Origin of the sequence: Bacilliculturomica massiliensis (genome assembly GCF_900605495.1) — a bacterium.
Lineage (GTDB): Bacteria > Bacillota > Clostridia > Peptostreptococcales > Anaerovoracaceae > Bacilliculturomica > Bacilliculturomica massiliensis.
The window spans coordinates 1,799,569-1,818,489 of the sequence record NZ_LR027603.1 but is presented as its reverse complement, the minus strand read 5'-3'; the positions used below and the strand labels follow the sequence as shown (position 1 = coordinate 1,818,489).

Annotated in this window: 17 protein-coding genes; 15 read left to right on the top strand and 2 right to left on the bottom strand. The window is 56.3% G+C overall.

All coding sequences use genetic code 11. The annotated features are described in order from the left end of the window. Positions 1-5 precede the first annotated feature (5 nt). From E0E37_RS17405 to E0E37_RS17365, 10 genes are all read left to right on the top strand, one after another. Entirely contained in the window at positions 6-1,502 is a 1,497-nt protein-coding gene (locus E0E37_RS17405; RefSeq protein ID WP_165445434.1) for an S-layer homology domain-containing protein, read from the top strand. Positions 1,503-1,634: 132 nt separating this feature from the next. Beyond that, on the top strand, positions 1,635-1,811 hold the full coding sequence (locus E0E37_RS18630; protein WP_165445433.1) for a hypothetical protein: 177 nt from the start codon (positions 1,635-1,637) through the stop codon (positions 1,809-1,811). A gap of 100 nt (positions 1,812-1,911) precedes the next feature. Beyond that, entirely contained in the window at positions 1,912-3,105 is a 1,194-nt protein-coding gene (locus tag E0E37_RS17400) for a helix-turn-helix transcriptional regulator (protein WP_130864242.1), read from the top strand. A gap of 192 nt (positions 3,106-3,297) precedes the next feature. Beyond that, the gene (locus E0E37_RS17395; protein WP_130864241.1) at positions 3,298-4,878 is read left to right on the top strand and encodes an ABC transporter substrate-binding protein; all 1,581 of its coding nucleotides are present in this window, start codon (positions 3,298-3,300) and stop codon (positions 4,876-4,878) included. A gap of 5 nt (positions 4,879-4,883) precedes the next feature. Beyond that, positions 4,884-5,930, top strand: a complete 1,047-nt coding sequence (locus E0E37_RS17390; protein WP_130864240.1) for a serine hydrolase domain-containing protein — start codon at positions 4,884-4,886, stop codon at positions 5,928-5,930. A 230-nt stretch (positions 5,931-6,160) separates the two neighbouring features. Beyond that, positions 6,161-7,090, top strand: a complete 930-nt coding sequence (locus E0E37_RS17385) for an ABC transporter permease (protein ID WP_130864239.1) — start codon at positions 6,161-6,163, stop codon at positions 7,088-7,090. Positions 7,091-7,109: 19 nt separating this feature from the next. Further along, the gene (locus tag E0E37_RS17380) at positions 7,110-7,940 is read left to right on the top strand and encodes an ABC transporter permease (protein WP_130864238.1); all 831 of its coding nucleotides are present in this window, start codon (positions 7,110-7,112) and stop codon (positions 7,938-7,940) included. A gap of 10 nt (positions 7,941-7,950) precedes the next feature. Beyond that, the gene (locus tag E0E37_RS17375) at positions 7,951-8,931 is read left to right on the top strand and encodes an ABC transporter ATP-binding protein (RefSeq protein WP_130864237.1); all 981 of its coding nucleotides are present in this window, start codon (positions 7,951-7,953) and stop codon (positions 8,929-8,931) included. After that, complete coding sequence (locus E0E37_RS17370) at positions 8,924-9,895, top strand: ABC transporter ATP-binding protein (protein WP_207302983.1); 972 nt, start codon at positions 8,924-8,926, stop codon at positions 9,893-9,895. The genes E0E37_RS17375 and E0E37_RS17370 overlap by 8 nt, the downstream gene beginning before the upstream one ends. A gap of 196 nt (positions 9,896-10,091) precedes the next feature. Beyond that, positions 10,092-11,456, top strand: coding sequence for an amidohydrolase family protein (locus tag E0E37_RS17365; RefSeq protein ID WP_154939189.1), 1,365 nt, complete (start codon positions 10,092-10,094; stop codon positions 11,454-11,456). 242 nt (positions 11,457-11,698) lie between these two features. Here E0E37_RS17365 and E0E37_RS17360 read toward each other — a convergent pair whose 3' ends face one another. After that, positions 11,699-11,899, bottom strand: a complete 201-nt coding sequence (locus tag E0E37_RS17360; RefSeq protein ID WP_130864234.1) for a ribbon-helix-helix domain-containing protein — start codon at positions 11,897-11,899, stop codon at positions 11,699-11,701. A 98-nt stretch (positions 11,900-11,997) separates the two neighbouring features. On the opposite strand from E0E37_RS17360, the gene E0E37_RS17355 reads away from it, so the two are divergent. From E0E37_RS17355 to E0E37_RS17335, 5 genes are all read left to right on the top strand, one after another. Next, positions 11,998-12,189 (top strand): hypothetical protein, encoded by a 192-nt coding sequence (locus E0E37_RS17355; protein ID WP_130864233.1) that lies wholly within the window; start codon positions 11,998-12,000, stop codon positions 12,187-12,189. 144 nt (positions 12,190-12,333) lie between these two features. Beyond that, positions 12,334-13,050 (top strand): cysteate racemase, encoded by a 717-nt coding sequence (cuyB, locus tag E0E37_RS17350; RefSeq protein ID WP_130864232.1) that lies wholly within the window; start codon positions 12,334-12,336, stop codon positions 13,048-13,050. Continuing rightward, the gene (locus E0E37_RS17345; RefSeq protein ID WP_130864231.1) at positions 13,025-15,178 is read left to right on the top strand and encodes a sigma-54 interaction domain-containing protein; all 2,154 of its coding nucleotides are present in this window, start codon (positions 13,025-13,027) and stop codon (positions 15,176-15,178) included. The genes cuyB and E0E37_RS17345 overlap by 26 nt, the downstream gene beginning before the upstream one ends. Before the next feature lie 307 nt (positions 15,179-15,485). Continuing rightward, a complete protein-coding gene (locus tag E0E37_RS17340; protein WP_130864230.1) occupies positions 15,486-17,051 on the top strand; it encodes a Na+/H+ antiporter NhaC family protein in 1,566 nt (521 codons plus the stop codon). 166 nt (positions 17,052-17,217) lie between these two features. Continuing rightward, positions 17,218-18,210, top strand: coding sequence for a dimethylarginine dimethylaminohydrolase family protein (locus E0E37_RS17335; protein WP_130864229.1), 993 nt, complete (start codon positions 17,218-17,220; stop codon positions 18,208-18,210). Between the two features lie 295 nt (positions 18,211-18,505). Here E0E37_RS17335 and E0E37_RS17330 read toward each other — a convergent pair whose 3' ends face one another. After that, on the bottom strand, positions 18,506-18,781 hold the full coding sequence (locus tag E0E37_RS17330; RefSeq protein ID WP_130864228.1) for an S-layer homology domain-containing protein: 276 nt from the start codon (positions 18,779-18,781) through the stop codon (positions 18,506-18,508). Positions 18,782-18,921: the final 140 nt, after the last annotated feature.

Genomic DNA, 18,921 nt, shown 5'->3' with positions numbered 1-18,921 from the left:
AAGAAATGGAAGAAAAAACAGAAGGCAGAAGAGGAAGATCGGCAGACAATAGACCGGAAGTGACAGCGAAAACAAGAAACGGCAGGGGGACGGTAAGGAGAGCGGCCCGCGTGGTCCTGGCGCTGGGATTGTGCCTGAGCATGCTCTGCGGTCAGGTATTCGCGGCGGAGAACGGGGACGGATCGGGAACTGCTGCGGCGGGCGCCGCAGGAAACAGGGCGGCCGGCAATACGGTCACAGTGGCAGTTACGATGGAAAAGCTGACTCTGGGCCAGGGCTTTATCATAGAGCCCACTCTGGTCACCGTGCCCGAGGGAACAAAGGCGTCCAGAGTGATCGTCAATCTGATCGAAAAAAGATATCCGGGAGTGGAAGCGCCCCTGAAGATGACCGGATCCGTGGACAGCGCGTTTTATCTGTCTCAGGTGTACGATCCGGACAGGGGAGCCCCGGTTTTGCCGGAATACCTCAAGAAGGCGGTCGCATCCCTGCAGGAAGAGACGCCGGGGGATGAATATCTGGGAGAATTTGATTACACCAGCATGTCCGGATGGATGTACTGCATAGGTACGGCGGAAAAGACGGGAGACTACTCCTTTCCCAACGTGGGAGCTGCCGACTGGACGCTGAAAGACGGACAGATCATGCGGTGGCAGTTTACCCTCTACGGATACGGCGCGGATCTCAACGCGGATAATTCCGAATGGGGGCAGGAAAGCATTGTGAAGGCCGGAGACAAGGATGGGCTGATCTGGGAGGTGGCGGAGCTGAACGCGGCGTACGAAAAGACGTCGCTGCAGGCTCTGACCGCGTACAGGGAAGCCATGGAGACGCTGGAGAGACCGGGGGCGTCTCAGGCGGAAGTGGACCAGGCGCTGTCCGTATTGGAAAAGGCGGACAAGTCGCAGCTTGCGGAAAAAACATCGGAACCGGAAACGGCCGGGTTTGCCGATATGGCCGGTCACTGGGCGGAAGGCACGGTGAACGGGCTGGCGGCCAAGGGAATCGTAAAAGGGACCTCCGATACCACTTTCAGCCCTGAGAACGCCATCACCCGGGGCGAGTTTGTGCAGCTGCTGTACAATATCAGCGGCAGCCCCGGAGGGACCTGGACTTCAAAGTATGAAGACGTGGGGGAAAAAGACTGGTACGCCGACGCCGTGCTCTGGGCCTGGGGGCAGGGACTGGCTTCCGGATTCCCTCAGGAGAACGGGAGCGTGCTTTTCAAGCCGGAGGACAGCATCAGCCGGCAGGATATGGCGGTCATGCTGAGCGGCTATCTGACGAAAGTAAAGAACGCGCAGCCGCCGGCTGACGGTGACGGGGCGACGGCGGCGTTTCTGGACGCGGGAGCCATCGCGGATTATGCTGTGGATCCTGTAAATCTGCTTCAGCGGCGGGGCATTGTCAGCGGCAGCTCAGCTGACGGCGGTCATGTGTTTGAACCGGAGAAGACCTCTACCAGGGCCGAGGCTGCCGCCGTCATTTTCAAATGCCTTTAGAACGGCCCTTTTGAGCGGCGCTGCCATTGAAAGGAACTGTCGGGAAATACATCGTTTTGAACAGGAGGGACAGCGGCTCACGAGCCACTGTCCCTCCTGCATTTTTTTCACAGAACACGGCGGCAGGCTGGGGTGGAAGAATCTGTTCCTGATCCTGTTGATAAAACCGTACACAGGTTTTATTATTATGTTATAATAGTTCTGATCATCGATCTGCGGCGCGCCGCAGGAAATGAGCAGGTGAAACGTTTTTCCCATTTTTCTCCGGTTTTGGCCGGCGATATTGAATGGAAAGCGTTTTCAACGTAATTTAGATAAAAAAATACACAGATTGATTAAATTCCTGCGTTGTTTTTATAATTTTCTAACAAGTATGATAGAACTGTAAGGTTTTTGGAGGAATCTTATCATGAGCGATTCGTGGCTATACGGTATTAAAGCGGAACGGATCGGACATCATCCGTTTCATCTGAGCAGGAATCTCAGGCTTATTTATGTGCTGGAAGGAAGCGTGGCTCTGCACTGGGTCAGCGGCGTCCACACACTGAAAGAGGGAGAGATCGAGATCATCAACATCAACGAACCGGTGGAGATGAGAAAGACCAGCTCGGAAAATCTGGTGCTGCTCTTTGAGATCAATGGGGCAAGGGCCAAGAAATACTGCGATATGATCGACAGAGGCATATATAACTGCAATACGACGCTGTTTTATACTTCCGTCACGGCGACGGCGGATCAGGATGTCCTGAAGGGAAGACTGCGGCTGCTCTACCATTATTATCTGGCGGACGCCGGGGACTTTCTGGCGGAAAAAGCCGTGGGAGAGATCGTCCACTTCATTGGAGAGCACTGCCACGACATGCGCAACATGTTCAGAAACGCCATGGGCGACGACGTCCGGGAAGAGCGTTTTCTGAGGATCTATACATATATACTGGAGAACTGCCACAAGAAAATAAATCTCAAAAATCTCGCCGACGGTGAGTTTCTGAGCCCGCAGTATTTGTCGAAAGAGTTTAACGATAAACTGAAGATCAATTTTAAGGATACGCTGGCGTATTTCAGGGTGATCCAATCGGTGCGGTATCTGATCACCAGCAGCATGTCGGTGACGCAGATATCGGAGCAGTGCGGGTTTTCCGCGCCCCGGTATTTTTACAAGTATTTTGCCCACTATCTGAACTGCACGCCTATGGAGTTCAAAGGGATGTACCTGAACCGAAAAGAGGAATGTCAGGCGTTTCCGATCAACCACAGCTATGTGGAGTGTCTGGTCCGCGCCTATGAGTCCGAGGCGGTCCGGTACGGCGCCAGGCAGAAGGAGGTAGGGGAGATGGGCTGCGGGGACATCCCGGAAAGAATCTTTGCGGAGATCCTGCGGGAGGCCGGAGCGGAGGAATTCGCGGACAGGCTCAGGGAAGCGGCGAAAGCGCGCGGACTGCAGGCTGTCATCACCACGGATCCTGGCGGAGACGCTGACCCGGAGACTTATATCCGGGAGGACAGGGGAATCCTGCCGCTGTTTTCGGCGGCCCTGCGATATCCTCAGGCCGACCCGGACAGGGAAGCGGACGAGGTAGGGGGAGAGACCGAAACCGAATAAGAACAGGAATGCCCGCCGGGAGATCGGAGGCATGGCCAAGGGGGCGCCCCCTTGGTTGTCTATATTCTATATAGACAACCCCTTTTTTCGGTATAGGCGGCGTATTTTTCCGCTGTACGCGGGGAGACAAAAAAGGTTACAAACAGCCGGTTGGCTGTCTGCAATATTATTTATGTAAGGGAGAAGAAAGCTATGAAATTAAAGAAAACATTGGCTGTATTTCTGGCGGCAGCGCTGATGCTGACAGGCTGCGGCGGTTCCGGAGACGCCGGCGGCGATTCCAATGGCGGCGACAGCAGCACGCTGGTAGTCGCGATCCAGGACGAGATCGAAGGCGCCGACATTCATCAGATCGGGTGGGAGAACATGGTCCACGCGCTGATCTACGATCCGCTGGTAACGTTCAACGCCGACCTGAGCGAGGTCCAGCCCTGCTTTGCGGAGAGCTATGAGGTCTCCGACGACGGTCTGGAGATCACGTTCCATCTGTATGAGGATTCTAAATTCGCCAACGGCGATCCCCTGACCTCGGAGAGCGTGAAGAAATCCGTGGAGAGAATGAAGGAGATCAGCCAGTACGCCGGCGACGTAGAAGCCATCGAGGAAGTTCAGATCGTGGATGACACTACCTTCAAGTACATTCTGTCAAAGCCGGCGCCCTACATGTGGGCCAGCCTGGCCAGCACTTACGGCGGCGTCGTGGATGTGGACAGAGCCGACGAGATGGGAACGGACGAGTTCAACCGCAGCGCTGTTGGAAACGGCCCCTATCTTCTCAAGGAGTGGCAGGCGGGTTCTCAGGTAGTTCTGGAAAAGAATCCGTACTACAGAACGACGAATCCCAACGTACAGAACAAGGCGGTATTGAACGCCGACACGGTGATCATCCGCTTTATCCCCGACGAATTCACGCGGGTCAGCGAGCTTGAGACCGGCAATGTGGACATCATCTACGACGTTCCCATGTCCAGCGTGGCGGATCTGCAGAGCAATCCCGACGTCACCACCTATTCCTACAAGCAGGCGGGCGTGAATTACATCATGTTCCAGACCGAAGACGAACCGACCAGCCAGAAGCTGATCAGAGAGGCGATCAACATCGGTCTCGACCGCGAGGGTCTGGCCGAGGCGCTGGACGGCGTCGTATCGCCCATGTACGGATTTATCTCCGACGCGCAGGCAGGATACAGCCCGGAGAAAGAGGCGGAATACGCTGCGAAATACAAGTTTGATGTGGAGGGCGCCAAGGCGCTGCTTGCGGAAGCGGGCTACACTGACAGCGACGGAGACGGATTTGTGGACAAGAACGGAAAGAAGCTGACCATCGAGTACGCTTCCCCCACGGATAAGGCCGCCGGAAAGGCCGCCGCACCTGTTATTCAGGCGCAGCTGAAGACCATCGGCGTCGATTTCCAGATCCGCGAATACGAGCAGGCTTATATCAAGCAGATGGTAAGAGACAACAAATTCCAGGCTGCGTCCAGAAATTATGTGTGGAACGACGCGGATATTCTGTACTATGTCTTCACTGAGGAATCCGGTTATCCGTGGCACGACGAGGCGGTCACGGCTGCTCTGACCGAGGCCCGCTATATCACAGATGCGGAAGAGCGTGTGAAAGGCTATGAAAAGGCGCAGGATGCCCTGTTCGCTCAGATGCCTGCCGTGTCCCTCTTTGCCGACAATTATTGCGTAGCTGCAAGAAGCAATGTAAAAGGCCTGCAGATCACCAACGACGGCAGATCCTTCTATAACGACGTGGTAAAGGAGTAGGCTCAATGAACATTAAGACATTGGAAGAGCGCCTGGACGCGGTGATCTCCCCTGTAATGAATGAAAACACGCCGGGCATGGCGCTGCTCATCGCGAAGGGCGATCAGGTCCTGATCCGCAAGGCCTACGGTCTGGCAGACATGGAAGCGAAACGGCTCATCCGGCCGGATGACAATTTCGTGATCGCTTCCAACAGCAAGCAGTTTACCTGCATTGCGATTCTGATGCTGGAACAGGAAGGACTTCTGGATCTCGACGAGCCCATCGCACGGTTTTTCCCTGATTTTCCGGAATACAGGAACTATGTGACCATCCGTCAGATGATGTCTCACCGTTCCGGGATCAAAGAGTATTTTGAAGAGGGAAGATGGGAGAGCAATCCGCGCATCTCGGTGGCGGAGACTCCGGAGATGCTGGAGATCATCAAGAGTTTCGGCGATCTGGACTTTGAACCGGAGACGCAGTACTCCTACAGCAATTCCGCTTACGTCATGCTGGGCAATATCGTCGAGCAGCTGTCGGGCATGTCCTTTGGACAGTTCCTGCAGAAGCGGATCTTCGAACCGGTGGGCATGGACCACACCTGCGCGCCGGACGACAGCCGGCAAAAGCCGTCGGCTCTCATCGAAGGCTATACGCTTCAGGAGGACGGCAGCTTCCAAAAGCGCGTCTACGACATGGCGCTGGTGGGATATGCCGACGGGAATATACAATCCAATGTGGATGACATGTATAAATGGCACAAGTACCTTTACATGAGCGACTCGGAAGCGCTGCTCCCCCGGGAACGGCTGGCGGAGGCCTTCCGCGAGAATAAGCTGAAGGACGGAAGCGGCACCGGCTATGGATTTGGATTTTTCGTGGAGAACGCTGAAGGACACTACCCTGAGGACCACAGAGAGATCTGGCATACCGGAGGCACCAATGGATTTATCTCCAGGTGCTCCCGCTATGTGGACGACGGTCTCACCGTCGTCATGCTGACCAATTATGAAGGGCTTCCGAAAAACGAGCTGTACAAGAAGCTGGCGGATGTGATCTTCGCGGAGTAACCGGAGATCTGCGGCGGGGCGGGGCGGAGGAAGGAAATGCCGCCTGACGTCCGCGCTGACTGCGGTCTCTGGACCGCGCCGCTGACGGCAAAGAAAGAACCACAGAAGCGAAAGAATGCCGGCTCTCCCCGTAAGGAGGGGAGCCGGCACAAATAAGTCGAAAGCAAAAAGGGGGGAGTTTTCCCTTCTTTTTGCTAATATGTTGGTCGATCTGACCGGAGGACTGAAAGTTGAATGATACTTTACGTTTTATAGCAAAACGCCTGTTAATGGGCGTACTGGTGGTGTTTTTCGTCACCGTACTGGTCTTCTGCATCATGCAGGCCATGCCGGGAGATCCCATCGATCTGATGGTGGATACCCGTGTGTCTGCGGAAAAGGTAGCGGAGATCAAAGCACAGTGGGGACTGGATCAGCCGCCGGTAGTCCAGTATTTTTACTGGCTGGGCAATATTCTCCACGGGGATTTCGGCATGTCGATCTCGATCAAACAGAACGTGACGGACCTGATCCTTCAGCGGCTGCCCTACACCTTGATGCTCACCGGCGCCGCCCTCATGATCGAATACCTTGTTTCGATCCCGCTGGGCCTGTGGGCCGCAGTGCGGAAGGGGAAGGCTGTGGATAAGACTCTGACCGTCACCACAGTGGTGCTGTGGTCCATGCCGCCATTCTGGCTGGGCGTGCTGTTTATGCTGGTTTTCAGCATCAATTTGAAAATTCTTCCCTTATCCGGGTACAGCGGGTTTCCTTCGCTGATCCTTCCGGCGGTCACGCTGGCTCTGCCCATGCTGGCGCAGATCTACCGGTTGACCCGCTCCGAAGTTCTGGATGTAATGGACGAAAAATACGTGACGACCGCATACGCCAAGGGCGTCGGCGACAAAAAGGTGCTGCTCAAGCACGTGCTGCGCAACGCCATGATCCCGGTGACCGTCATGTTTTTCCTGTCGCTGCCCTGGCTCATCGGCGGCGCGGTGGTAGTGGAAAATGTGTTCGCGTGGCCTGGAATGGGCCAGCTGCTGTGGAAGGGGATCGCCAAGCAGGATTTCCCCATCGTGCAGGGCATTATTTTTGTCATCACGATCCTGACCGTAGTCTGCAATATCATCGGCGATATCGTGGCGGGTATTTTGGATCCGAGAATTCGTCTGGAATAGGAGAGTACAGGGAAATATTATGAAAGAAAAATTAAAAGCAATCGCGAAAAACAGGATGTTTCTCGTCGGCTTCCTGTTGTTTTTCACGGTGGTGGTCGTGGCGATCTTCGCGCCGTATATCGCGCCGCACACCTATGACGAACAGAATCTGGCCATGAAGCTGGCTGCTCCCAGCGCGGAGTATCCCTTCGGAACGGACCAGTATGGCCGCTGTATTTTCAGCCGCGTTATCTTCGGATCCCGCATCGCGCTGAACGTGGGTCTGACGGCGGTCATCATCGAGACGCTGATCGGCGTCACGCTGGGCATTCTGGCGGGTTATTACGGCAAAGCTGTGGACAAGGTGATCCTTTTCGTGACGGACGCCACATGGTCCATTCCGCCCATCGTTCTGGCCATGGCCATCGTGCTCATGCTGGGACCCAGTTCCCAGAACGTGGCGATCTCCATCGCAGTGGTGAGCTGGGCGCAGTTTACGAAGATCGTGCGGGCCAAGGTGCAGTCGCTGAAGAACTTGTCCTACATCGAAGCGGCCAGAATATACGGAGAGAGCGACACAAATATTATACTCCGCTATATTCTTCCCAATCTCACTTCTACCATCGTGATCCTGGCCACACTGGCTCTGCCGTCGGCGATCCTGTCCACGACCTCCATGGGGTTCCTGGGACTGGGCGCTCAGCAGCCGCAGCCTGACTGGGGCATGATCCTCTCTGAAGGGATCAAGTACATCGGCAAGGCGCCGTGGATCTCCATCGTGCCGGGTCTGGCCATCGTGTGGACGGTACTGGGATTCAATCTGGCGGGCGAAGGAGTGAAAGAACTCCTGGATCCCCGTCTGAAGGTATAAGGAGGTCGCTGTGGAAGAAAAGGTATTGGACGTTAAAAACTTAAGCATCGACTTTCACACCAGCAGAGGCTGCGTGAAGGCGGTGGACCGCGTCAGCTTCGACGTGAAAAGAGGAGAAGTCTTCGCGCTGGTCGGAGAATCCGGCTGCGGCAAATCTACCACCGCCATGGGTATCATGCAGCTGATCCGCTCTCCCGGGATCATCAGCGGAGGGGAAGTCGTCTTCGGCGGCCGGGATCTCCTCAAGCTGTCCAGGGAGGAGATGACCGGCGTCAGAGGCCGGGATATCGGCATGATCTTCCAGAATCCTCTGGATTCTCTGAACCCGGTGTACACCATCGGCGCGCAGATGACAGAGGGACTGCTGGTCGAGAAGATGGACAAGAAACAGGCGTGGCAGGTGGCAAGAGACATGCTGAGGGATGTAAAGATCTCCGACGTGGAACAGCGGATGAAATCCTTTCCCCACGAGATCAGCGGCGGAATGCGTCAGCGCGTCATGATCGGCATGATGCTCTGCAGAAATCCAAAGCTGCTCATCGCCGATGAACCGACCACCGCGCTGGATGTGACCATTCAGGCGGGGATCATAGAGCTGATGAACGAGCTGCGCAGAAAATTCAACTCAGCGGTGCTCATCATCACCCACGATTTCGGTATCGTGGCGGATATCGCGGACCGGGTGGGCGTCATGTACGCTGGAAACCTCATCGAGACGGCGGATGTGATGACCATCTTCGACCGGCCCAGACATCCCTACACCAGACTGCTCATGAAGGCGCTGCCTACGATCACGAAGGACGAAGGACGGCTGGAGACCATCAAGGGAACGGTGCCGAATCTGGCGGAGGAACGGCCGGGCTGCAATTTTGCGGACCGCTGCCCCTATGCCATGCAGAAGTGCAGAGAACAAAAGCCGGAGTGGAAGGAATGCGAGCCGGGTCATTTCTGCGCATGCTTCCTGGAAGAAGGAGGGACCGCCCGTGAGTGATGAAATCTTAGTGAAGACAGAACACCTGAAGAAATATTTTCCCGTGAGAAAGAGCGGCGGGGGAAAGGCCTTCGTCAAAGCGGTGGACGATGTGACTCTGGAGATCGGCCGCGGCGAGACGGTGGGGCTGGTGGGAGAGAGCGGCAGCGGAAAGACCACCATAGCGAAGATGATCCTCGGGCTGCTGCCTCCCACGGAGAACACCATTTATATCGACGGAAAGAACGTGTGGGACAGGAAAAACACGAAGGAGATCCGAAAGAAGGTAGGCGCGGTCTTTCAGGATCCGGCCTCCTCACTGAATCCCAGAAGCACGGTGTACCGCTCTCTGGAGCGTCCGCTGCTCATCAACGGCTGCAGCAAAGGGGAGGCGGAAACGCTGATCCGGGAGACCGCGGCCAAGGTGAACCTGGGCAAAGAGCTGCTGGAGCGGTTCCCCTATGAATTGTCCGGAGGTCAGCAGCAGCGGGTGAGCATCGCCCGCGCTATCATGCTGCGGCCCCGTCTTCTTGTTCTGGACGAGCCTACCAGCGCGCTGGACGTGTCGGTACAGGCTCAGACGCTGAACGAGCTGCTGAATCTGCAGCAGGAATACGGAATGTCCTATCTGTTCATCACCCACAATCTGTCGGTGGTGCGCTATATGAGCGACAGGATATGCGTCATGTACGGCGGAAAGGTCATGGAGTCGGGGAAGATGGCGGACGTGTACGAAAACTGCGTCCATCCTTACACCTTCGGTCTCATGTCCTCCGTACCGCCCCTGCATCCCAGACAGAGAGACAGGAAAAAGTATCTGCTCACAGGCGACATGCCCAGTCTGATCGACGCGCCGGAGGGGTGCCGGTTCTGCACCCGCTGCAAATTCCGGCAGCCGGTCTGCGAGTCGCAGGAGCCTGCCATGAAGGATATGGGAGACGGCCATTTCGCCGCCTGCCACTTTGCAGGGGAGATCGAATTTTAATGAAACGGAATCGGTAAGATCGATGCGGCCGGGCGGGGATCTGCCCGGCCGCAGGCCGGAGACGCCGCTCTGGTCTGCAGGGGATCTGCCCGGCCGCAGGCCGGAGACGCCGCTCTGGTCTGCAGGCCGCGGGTGCCGGCAGGCGGAAGGACCGGCGGCCGGCACAGGGAGGAATACTGATCAGGAGGGAGAGGGAATGAAAGATCTAAAAATCATCAATGCGAAGTTTCCGTGTTTTTCCACCGGAGAGTGGAGGACGGCGGATCTGCTGATCCACAGAGGCGTCATTGAAAAGATCGGGGATGCGGCGGAAGATACGCTGCGGACCATCGACGCCGCGGGAAAGGTGGTTTCGCCGGGGTTTATCGATATGCACGCGCACGAAGATCCGATCAGATCGGAAGAATACAGGTTTTTTACAGCGCTCTGCGAGCTGCGGATGGGCGTGACCACTAAGGCGGCTGGCAACTGCGGAGACAATTACGACCTGCTCTCTGATTTTGTGGCGCATATAGAGAAAAACGGCAGCCCCACCAATTACCTGATGTTTCTCGGCCAGAATACGCTTCGGGTGCGGGCGGGCGCTGCAGACCGCTATCAGCCTTCCACAAGGCAGCAGCTGGACCGGATGAAACAGATGGTGCAGGAAGCAAAAGCTTTTTCTCCCGTGGGTCTTTCCTGCGGATTTGAATACGCTCCGGGAGTCACCGCTCAGGAGACCATCGAGCTCCTGGGAGCTTTTGGCGACGAGGGGTATCTGACCTCCGTGCATTTCCGGAAGGATGGTCCTCACAGCGTGGAGTCCATTCAGGAGCTGGTGGACATTTCCCGGGCGTCGGGCTACGGCATCCAGATGTCCCATATCGGCAGCTGCAGCGCGATCGGCTACATGGATCAGGCACTGAACGCGCTGAAAGAAGCCAGAGCCCAGGGAGTGGACATCATGGCAGACTGTTATCCCTACGTGGCTTTCTGCACTGGGATCGGCACAGCCGTCTTCGATGAGGGGTGCTTTGATATGTGGAAGAAGGATTACAGCGCCATCCAGCTGACGGACGGTCCTTTCAAGAACCAGCGCTGCACAAAGGAACTGTTCGAAAAGACAAGAAAGGAACACCCGGAAATGTCCGTGGTAGCCTTTGTCATGAATGAGGAAGAGGTGGAACAGGCTTACCGGGAACCCTTTGTGATGGTGGGCAGCGACTGCGGCTTCAATAAGGGCTGCGGTCATCCCAGAGGCGCGGGGACTTACCCCCGGGTCCTGGGCCGCTTCGTGCGTGAAAAGAAAGTTCTGACCCTGATGGAGGCGCTGAGAAAAATGACAGTACTTCCGGCCAGCCGTCTGAAGCTGGCGTCCAAGGGACAGATCGAGGAAGGATTCGACGCGGATCTGGTGATCTTTGACGAGCACACGGTGATCGACCGGGCGGATTTCGACCATCCCACCGAAGCCCCGGAAGGCATCGATTACGTGCTGGTGGGCGGCGGCGTGGCTGTGGAAGGCGGACAGGTGGTAGACGGCACTCTGGGCCGCTACGTGCCCTACGCCAATCGGGGTTAAAGGATCCGGCCGGAGGCCGGAGCCGGTCCGCCGATAGAAAAGAGGGATCTGTCGCTGTCTGAGAAAAAACGCCGGCCCTGGAATGCGGGTATCGCATGCAGGGCCGGCATCTTTTTGCACTGGCCGGATCAGCCCGGCGGCGCTGTGGCTTCAGCAATAAAAAACCGGCCGGTCGTTGACCTGGCCGGCAGGCTGAGGAGGGGAAACTGCCGTTCCCTTTTCAGCCGCAGACGATCGTCAGATCATTTTTTCATCAGTCGGTGGAAATCTCCGGATTCGGATTCCGGCATATGCTCCAAGGCAAAATCAATGCATTGATTGATAAATTCGCTTCTGCTCAGGTCATAATCCCTTGCGTACTGGTCCACTCGCTCTAACTTTGCAGGGGAAAAACGGATCGTAATAGGTTCTTTTTTGTATTGTTTTGGAATAAAATCTGCCATCTTTTGTCCTCCCTCTTGTTTTATTGTATGCCATATTGTATTCTGATGAAAGATTCGTTATTAGCATACTTTGGGTATTACAAGAAGAAAAGAGGAAAATGAAGGAAATTCTATTGTTTTTAGAGGATTATCAGTTCTGGTTGGATCAGGCACTGGCTGATCCGGAGATCCGGCGCCGCGTGGAGTTTCTTGAACGCCTGAGCTGGGAGAGTGGGACCGACGAACAGCCGGAGCAGAGTCTGCCGTCCGATCCTAAGGAAAAGACGGACATGCAGACGAAAGCGGTATAGGAGATCATTCATCACCGGGAGCTGCGGAGGGCAGGGAGTTTTAAGCGGCCGCGGTTTTTGTTGACAGGGCGAGCCGGGGGGTATTACACTGAACACAGACCCTGGAGTCAGGAATTTTTACTGAAACGGAGGATATATCTGGATATGCTTGGAATCATCGGTGGTATGGGGCCCTTCGCCTCTGAACTGTTTTACAGAATGATCACAGAAAAGACGACGGCGGAGAAAGATCAGGATCATATCGAACTGCTTCTTTTATCAGACGCGGGAATGCCGGACCGCACGGGAGCGATCCTGTCCGGAAATACGCAGGAAGTGAGAGACAGAATGCTGGCGGATGCCAGACTGCTTGAGCGCAGCGGATGCAGGGCGGTGGCCATCACCTGCAATACGGCTCATTACTTTGCGGATATGATCGCGCCGGAGCTGTCCATCCCGATCATCCACATGATAAGGGAGACGGCGAAGACCGCGGCGGCGCGCTGCGGAGGACGGAAGGTCGCTATATTGGCCACGGACGGAACGATCCGCACAGAGCTGTATCAGAAAGCCCTGCGGCAGGAGGGAGCCGAGCCCTTCACGCCCTCCCCGGAAAATCAGAAGCTGGTGATGCATCTGATCTACGACTGTGTGAAGAGCGGCAGACCGGCGGACATGGACGCATGGCGCAGGATCGAGGAGGAGCTGCTGTCAGCGGGCTGCGGCACAGCGCTGCTGGCCTGTACGGAGCTCTCCTGCATCAAAGCCGACGAGCATCTGAGCGATTTTTACATTGATCCCATGGAGGTGCTGGCGGAACGCTGCATCGAATTTATGGGAAAGCAGGTGAAGCGGCATGGAACGCGTAGCGGTGATCGCTAATCAGAAAAATTATGCCAGCCGGCTGGCGGACAACCTCAGATGCTATTTTGCAGGGTACGCCGAGATCGTGTCCTACAGCATGCAGGAAGTAGAAGCCATGAGCGTGATCCCGGAGACGTATATCGTCATTTCCGCCTTCACGATCTTTCAGGCTGTCCGCAGGAAGACGAAGGAAGACGTAAAGCTGCTGATCGCGGATCTGACGCTGGACATGGAGCGGATGGAACTGCTGGCCCGCCTTCCGAAGGATACGCGGGCCCTGCTGGTAAACATAGACTACAGATCCTGTATGGAAGTGATCACTCTGATCTACAGCGCAGGATTTCAGAGTCTGGATCTGATCCCCTATTTTCCGGGACTGAAATACGACCCTGCGGTGAAAGTGGCGATCACTCCGGAAGAAGGAAGCCTGGTGCCCCCGGGGATCAATACGGTGGTCGACATCGGACAGCGGGTGCTGAACACCAGCTTTATTATGGAGCTGGCGGACGTGCTGGGCGTGGAGTCGCCTTTCGGGGGAAAGGAGGCCCAGGAGGCGCGAAAACGGGTATTTGCCCAGAAGATAGGCATGGAGAAAGTGCTGGGCGAGAAGGAGAACCTGACGGAACAGGTGGAGGGCCTGCTGAAGATGGTGCGTCAGGGCTTTCTCATAACAGACGTATCGGGAAGGATCTGTCTGTGTAACGATAAGGCCAGACAGCTGCTCAACAGCCGGACCGACGTGCTGGTGGGCTTCAATATCGCGGAGATCCTGCCGGAGTTTATCCCTGAAAGCGGCAGAGCCGTCGGGGATTCGGCGGAGAACCGGGCGGGGGAGCTGGTGACGGTAAACGGCGTGCCTCTCATCGCCACGGCCTCGCCCATCATGTCAGGGGAGACGTCCAAGGGTCACGTGATCATGCTGGAGAGTTTCGCGGAGACGGAAAACCGCCAGCACAAGATGAGAAAGAAAATCACGGGAAGCGGTCACAGGGCAGTCTATCACTTTTGCGATATTCTGGGCGGCAGCAGCCAGATCCAGGAGACGAGGGAGATCGCCATGCGTATGGCAAAATCGGATTCCTCGGTGGTCTTGTACGGTGAGAGCGGAACGGGAAAAGAGCTGTTCGCCCAGTCGATCCACAATCATTCCGACCGCAGGGACTATCTCTTTGTGGCGGTGAACTGTTCGGCCTTTCCGGAAAACCTGCTGGAGAGCGAATTGTACGGCTATGAGGAGGGCGCTTTTTCCGGGGCCAGAAAAGGCGGTAAGATCGGTCTCTTTGAGCTGGCCCACAAGGGCACGCTGTTTCTGGATGAGATCGGGGAAATGCCGCTGTCCGCCCAGGCAAAGCTGCTGCGCGCCATCGAGGAGCGGAAGATCCTGCGTGTGGGCGGCATGGACATGATCGACGTGGATGTGCGGATCATCGCGGCTACCAACAGAGATCTGGCGCGGATGGTGAAGGAGAAGCAGTTCCGCAGCGATCTGTATTACAGACTGAACATTCTCCCGATCCATATTCCCAGTCTGAGGGAACGCAGGGAAGATATCTTTCCGCTGTTTGAGACCTTCCGGAAAAATCTGGGCGCGGAGTTTGCGCTCTCCGACGAAGCGCGCAGACGGCTGATCGCCCATACCTGGGAAGGGAATATCCGCGAACTCAAAAACACGGTGGAATACATAGCCAGCCTGGGCGCGGATGAGATACGGGAGGAAGATCTGCCTTTCGCGGATGACCGGGAGACGGCGGACCGCTGGACAGCCGGGGAGGACGTCAGCGGAGCGGCGGGCGGTCCAGAAGAAGAATCAGACGGCGGAATGAGCCTTGGATTTCCGGGGGAGGCGGAATACCGTCAGATCCGGCCGCTGCTTTTGGGAGGACGGAAGGAAAGGCTGTACCGTTTTTTGCTTGAGGAGCTGTGCGCGGCCTATGAGCGGCGGGAACATATGGGACGCAGCCGCCTGTCCGTCAGGGCGAGAGAAGAGGATCTGTTTATAACGGAGCAGGAGATCAAAAACGGACTCCATTATCTGAATACGTGCGGGCTGGTGGAGTCGGGACGGGGAAGGGGCGGCAGCGTCATCACCTCCCGCGGAAGGGACGCGCTGCGGATCCTTCGGTTCCGAGACCGTCAGTCGTTCTGATTCAGCAGAAGAAATGAGCTTAATAGGGTCAATAGGTGGACGAATTCATCTGTTGACCCTATTTTGATTTGCCCCCTGGGGCGGTGGGAGCGCGGGAGGACGGGATCTGAAAAGAAGAGACAAGAAATTTCTGATATTTCTAAACGCGTTGGAATTTCAGCCTGATCATGGACAGAGATGCAATGGGATGAGAAAAAATCAGGCCGGCTTCGGCAGAATGGCACGGAAATTGCCTTAAACATAGGACACGCAATCATAAATCGGGATACGGGATAAACGTGGCCCCGAATAGAAGAGGAGGAACAAAATGGAAGCTGCTGAAGTTGTCAATTACGGGATCCTGTCATTGATTCCGCCGGTCCTGGCCATCGGCCTTGCGATCTGGACCAAGAACATCATCGTTTCGTTGTTTACGTCTGTTTTTGTCAGTGTGACGATCGTGACCGGGTGGAATCCGATCCTGGCTTTCCCGTCCATGATCAAGGACTACATGTTCGTATCCCTTGAGGACAGCATGAACACCCAGGCGCTGTTCATGATGGTCATCATCGGTGGCTTTGTGGCGCTGCTGACCAAATCGGGAGGCGCCATGGCCTTTACCAATTACGTGACGAAGTTCGTCAACAGCCGCGCCAAGTGCGAGACCGGCATGTGGCTGGGCGGTCTGTTCGTCTGGTTCACCGATAATGGAAACTCCCTGATCGTGGGACCGATCTTCGAAGCGCTGGGAGAACGCCTGCGCGTATCCAGAGAAAAATTCGCCTACATACTGGACTGCACGACCACGCCTATCTGCGCCATGGTCCCCATCATCGGCTGGGGCGTATACGCCATGAGCCTGATCGAGACCGAGCTCACCGACGCGGGGATCACCAATGTGACCAGCTGGGACGTATTTACCCGGGGGATCCCCATGAATTTCTACGCGCTGCTGACGCTGTTCATGGCGGGATTCATGGCGGTCACCCAGTGGGACTACGGTCCGATGCTGAAAGCGCAGAACCGGGCTATGGAGAAGGGCGAGACCATCCGTCCCGGCGGAACGCCCATGAGAAATGAGGACAAGAAGATCGCTCTGCCCGACGGCGTGACGCCGAAGATCTATACGGTGGTGGTTCCCCTGCTGGTGCTGCTGACCGTAATGTTCAGTTACCTGACCGCCAAGGGTCTCTGGTGGACGAAGGTGGCCGGCTCCGATATCCGCACGGGTATCGCCTCCGGATTCCTGTGCGCCACTCTGGTCCTCATCGTGATCTGCCTGAAGGAGAAGATCTTCACCTTTACCGGATGTCTGGACGTGATCACCGGAGGCATGAGAAACATGATGTTCATGTGCGTGGTGCTGGTTCTGGCCTGGTCGCTGTCCGGCGTCACCAAGACCATCGGAACGGCAGCTTATCTGACGCAGATCAGCGAGGGATTCCTCAATCCGGATCTGCTGCCCTGCCTGGTGTTTATCATCGGAGCGGTGATGTCCCTGGCCACGGGAACATCGTGGGGCACCATGGCTATCCTCATGCCCATCGCCCTGCCGATGGCGATCGCTTTTGATCAGACATCGCTGCCGCTGGTAGCCACGGCCATCATCAGCGGAAGCATTTACGGCGACCACTGTTCGCCTATTTCCGACACCACGATCCTGGCGTCCATCGGATCGGCCTGCGACCACATCGATCACTTCGAGACGCAGATGCCCTATGCCACTACCGTAGCTGCCATCTGCGCGGTCATGTACCTGCTGGCAGGGATCTTCACGCCGCTGGTGATGCTGCCTGTGGCCGTGATCGTACTGGTCGCCGCCATTTTCGTACTGCACAAGATCTATAAAGGAAAGTACGGTCAGGCCGTGGATATCACGAAAAAAGCGGCGTAAGGGGCGGAGCGATCCGAACTGTCACACAACTGCCGGGTCCAAAGACAGGACCGGCAGAGCATATTAGAGTGAGAAACAGACGCCGCGTCCGGCGCAGACGGGAGAGCGGCGTCTGTTCGATCCCGAGATAATTAAAAGATATTGCATGATCAGGAGGAGAAGTAAAATGGAAAAGAAAATCATCGATCTGGACGAATGCCTTGGGGCGCAGGCGCCGCTGCCGGATATTCAGGCCATCGACGGAGAGCGGTGGTTTCCGCTGGAGACCACCATTGAAGAGGACATGACCACATACTGGGGCGGCGATTTTGGATGCTCGTCGGAGTGCAATCGTCTGAGAGCGGTGCTTCTGAGACGGCCCGGAGCGGAGCTGGACGATTTTGACTATAAGGAAGTCCGTTTCAGGGCGCCGGTGGACCCGGAGAAATGCCGGCGGCAGCACGACGAACTGGCGGATTATTACAGAAGCCACGGCGTAAACGTGTTCTACGTGGAAGAGCAGAGGGCGGACCGTCCCAACGCCATGTTTGAGAGAGACCATCTCTTTATGACTCCTGAGGGCGCGATCATCACCAGACTGGCCATGCCGGCCCGCAGAGGCGAGGAGCGCTACACGGCTCAGGCTGTGGCGAAGCTGGGTATTCCTATCGTAAAGACCATTTCCGGCGACGGTATCTTCGAGGGGGCCAACGCGGCCTGGGTGGACCGTCATACGGTGATCCTCTCATTATCCAGCCGCGCCAATCGCTCCGGCTTCGAACAGATGGAGACAGAGCTGAGAAGACAGGGCGTCACGGAGGTCATTCCCATGCAGATCCCTTACGGCCACGCTCACGTGGACGGTCTGCTGAATTTCCCCAGCAACGATACGGTGGTGATCCACGCCTGCCAGGTACCCTACATGGTAGTGGACGCGCTGAAAAAGAAGGGCTACCGGATCCTGGAAACACCCTCCCTCACGGAGACGAAATACTGCTACGCAACCAATTTCGTTCCCATCGAGCCCGGCCATGTGGTGATGAGCGTGGGCGCGCCCAGAACGGTGGAAATGATGGAAAAGGCAGGGATCAAGGTAGACGTGCTGGATCTCTCCGAACTGAACAAGGGCAGGGGATCCGTGCACTGCATGACCGCTTTCCTGAAGAGAGACGCGCAGTAAGATACGAAGGATATCCGGCGGCCGGGAAAGTTTGTATGGCGCTCCCGGCGGAGGAAGCAGAAGCGCGCGCTGAGAGCCGGCTGTGACAGCGAGGCGAAAAGCTCCGAATGATGTTAAAAAGGCGAGGGACCATTGCTATATGGAACCTCGCCTTTTTGCGTGCGCCCGGGGGCTGCGTTCCCGGGCGGCGTTCCCGAATATACAAGCGGCAGCATCGGAGGCGGCGCGTTCCCGGGCCGCGCGGGCGCACGCCGCTCCTATCCGGGAGCCAGTCTTTGGAACCTGGCCGGAAGGATCAGCAACTGTACTTCTGACAGAAGAGTCTCAGAACAGAAGCGATCTGCGCGCGGGAAGCGCTGCCCGTCGGATCGAGGGAGCCGTCTTCCATGCCGGAGATCAGCCCCTGATCCGCCGCCCAGCGAAGGGGGACGGCCGCATAGGGGGAAACGGAGCCGCTGTCCGGAAAGGCCGCCAGACTGTCTTCGCCCCCCTCTATTGTTTGTCCGATCGCAGAGATCTGAGTTTGATGCAGACCGTAAAAATAATCAAAACGTGTACTTTTTGAAAACATAGATAAACTGATTGAGGATGGTAAAAAATACAAACTAAAATAGCGGTAATCAGTGGTAATTCTAAAAAAGTGTCAGAATCCAAGTTTTTCATAAAAAAACCGCCCGCCGCAAAAGGCGCGGCGGGCGGTAACTGTTTTTG

What these genes read in the sequence shown, in the direction of transcription:
- E0E37_RS17405 (WP_165445434.1), top strand. Translation starts at nt 6, where the DNA reads ATGGAAGAAAAAACAGAAGGCAGAAGAGGAAGATCGGCAGACAATAGA.
- E0E37_RS17400 (WP_130864242.1), top strand. Translation starts at nt 1,912, where the DNA reads ATGAGCGATTCGTGGCTATACGGTATTAAAGCGGAACGGATCGGACAT.
- E0E37_RS17395 (WP_130864241.1), top strand. Translation starts at nt 3,298, where the DNA reads ATGAAATTAAAGAAAACATTGGCTGTATTTCTGGCGGCAGCGCTGATG.
- E0E37_RS17390 (WP_130864240.1), top strand. Translation starts at nt 4,884, where the DNA reads ATGAACATTAAGACATTGGAAGAGCGCCTGGACGCGGTGATCTCCCCT.
- E0E37_RS17380 (WP_130864238.1), top strand. Translation starts at nt 7,110, where the DNA reads ATGAAAGAAAAATTAAAAGCAATCGCGAAAAACAGGATGTTTCTCGTC.
- E0E37_RS17365 (WP_154939189.1), top strand. Translation starts at nt 10,092, where the DNA reads ATGAAAGATCTAAAAATCATCAATGCGAAGTTTCCGTGTTTTTCCACC.
- E0E37_RS17360 (WP_130864234.1), bottom strand. Translation starts at nt 11,899, where the DNA reads ATGGCAGATTTTATTCCAAAACAATACAAAAAAGAACCTATTACGATC.
- E0E37_RS17355 (WP_130864233.1), top strand. Translation starts at nt 11,998, where the DNA reads ATGAAGGAAATTCTATTGTTTTTAGAGGATTATCAGTTCTGGTTGGAT.
- cuyB (WP_130864232.1), top strand. Translation starts at nt 12,334, where the DNA reads ATGCTTGGAATCATCGGTGGTATGGGGCCCTTCGCCTCTGAACTGTTT.
- E0E37_RS17345 (WP_130864231.1), top strand. Translation starts at nt 13,025, where the DNA reads ATGGAACGCGTAGCGGTGATCGCTAATCAGAAAAATTATGCCAGCCGG.
- E0E37_RS17340 (WP_130864230.1), top strand. Translation starts at nt 15,486, where the DNA reads ATGGAAGCTGCTGAAGTTGTCAATTACGGGATCCTGTCATTGATTCCG.
- E0E37_RS17335 (WP_130864229.1), top strand. Translation starts at nt 17,218, where the DNA reads ATGGAAAAGAAAATCATCGATCTGGACGAATGCCTTGGGGCGCAGGCG.
- E0E37_RS17330 (WP_130864228.1), bottom strand. Translation starts at nt 18,781, where the DNA reads ATGTTTTCAAAAAGTACACGTTTTGATTATTTTTACGGTCTGCATCAA.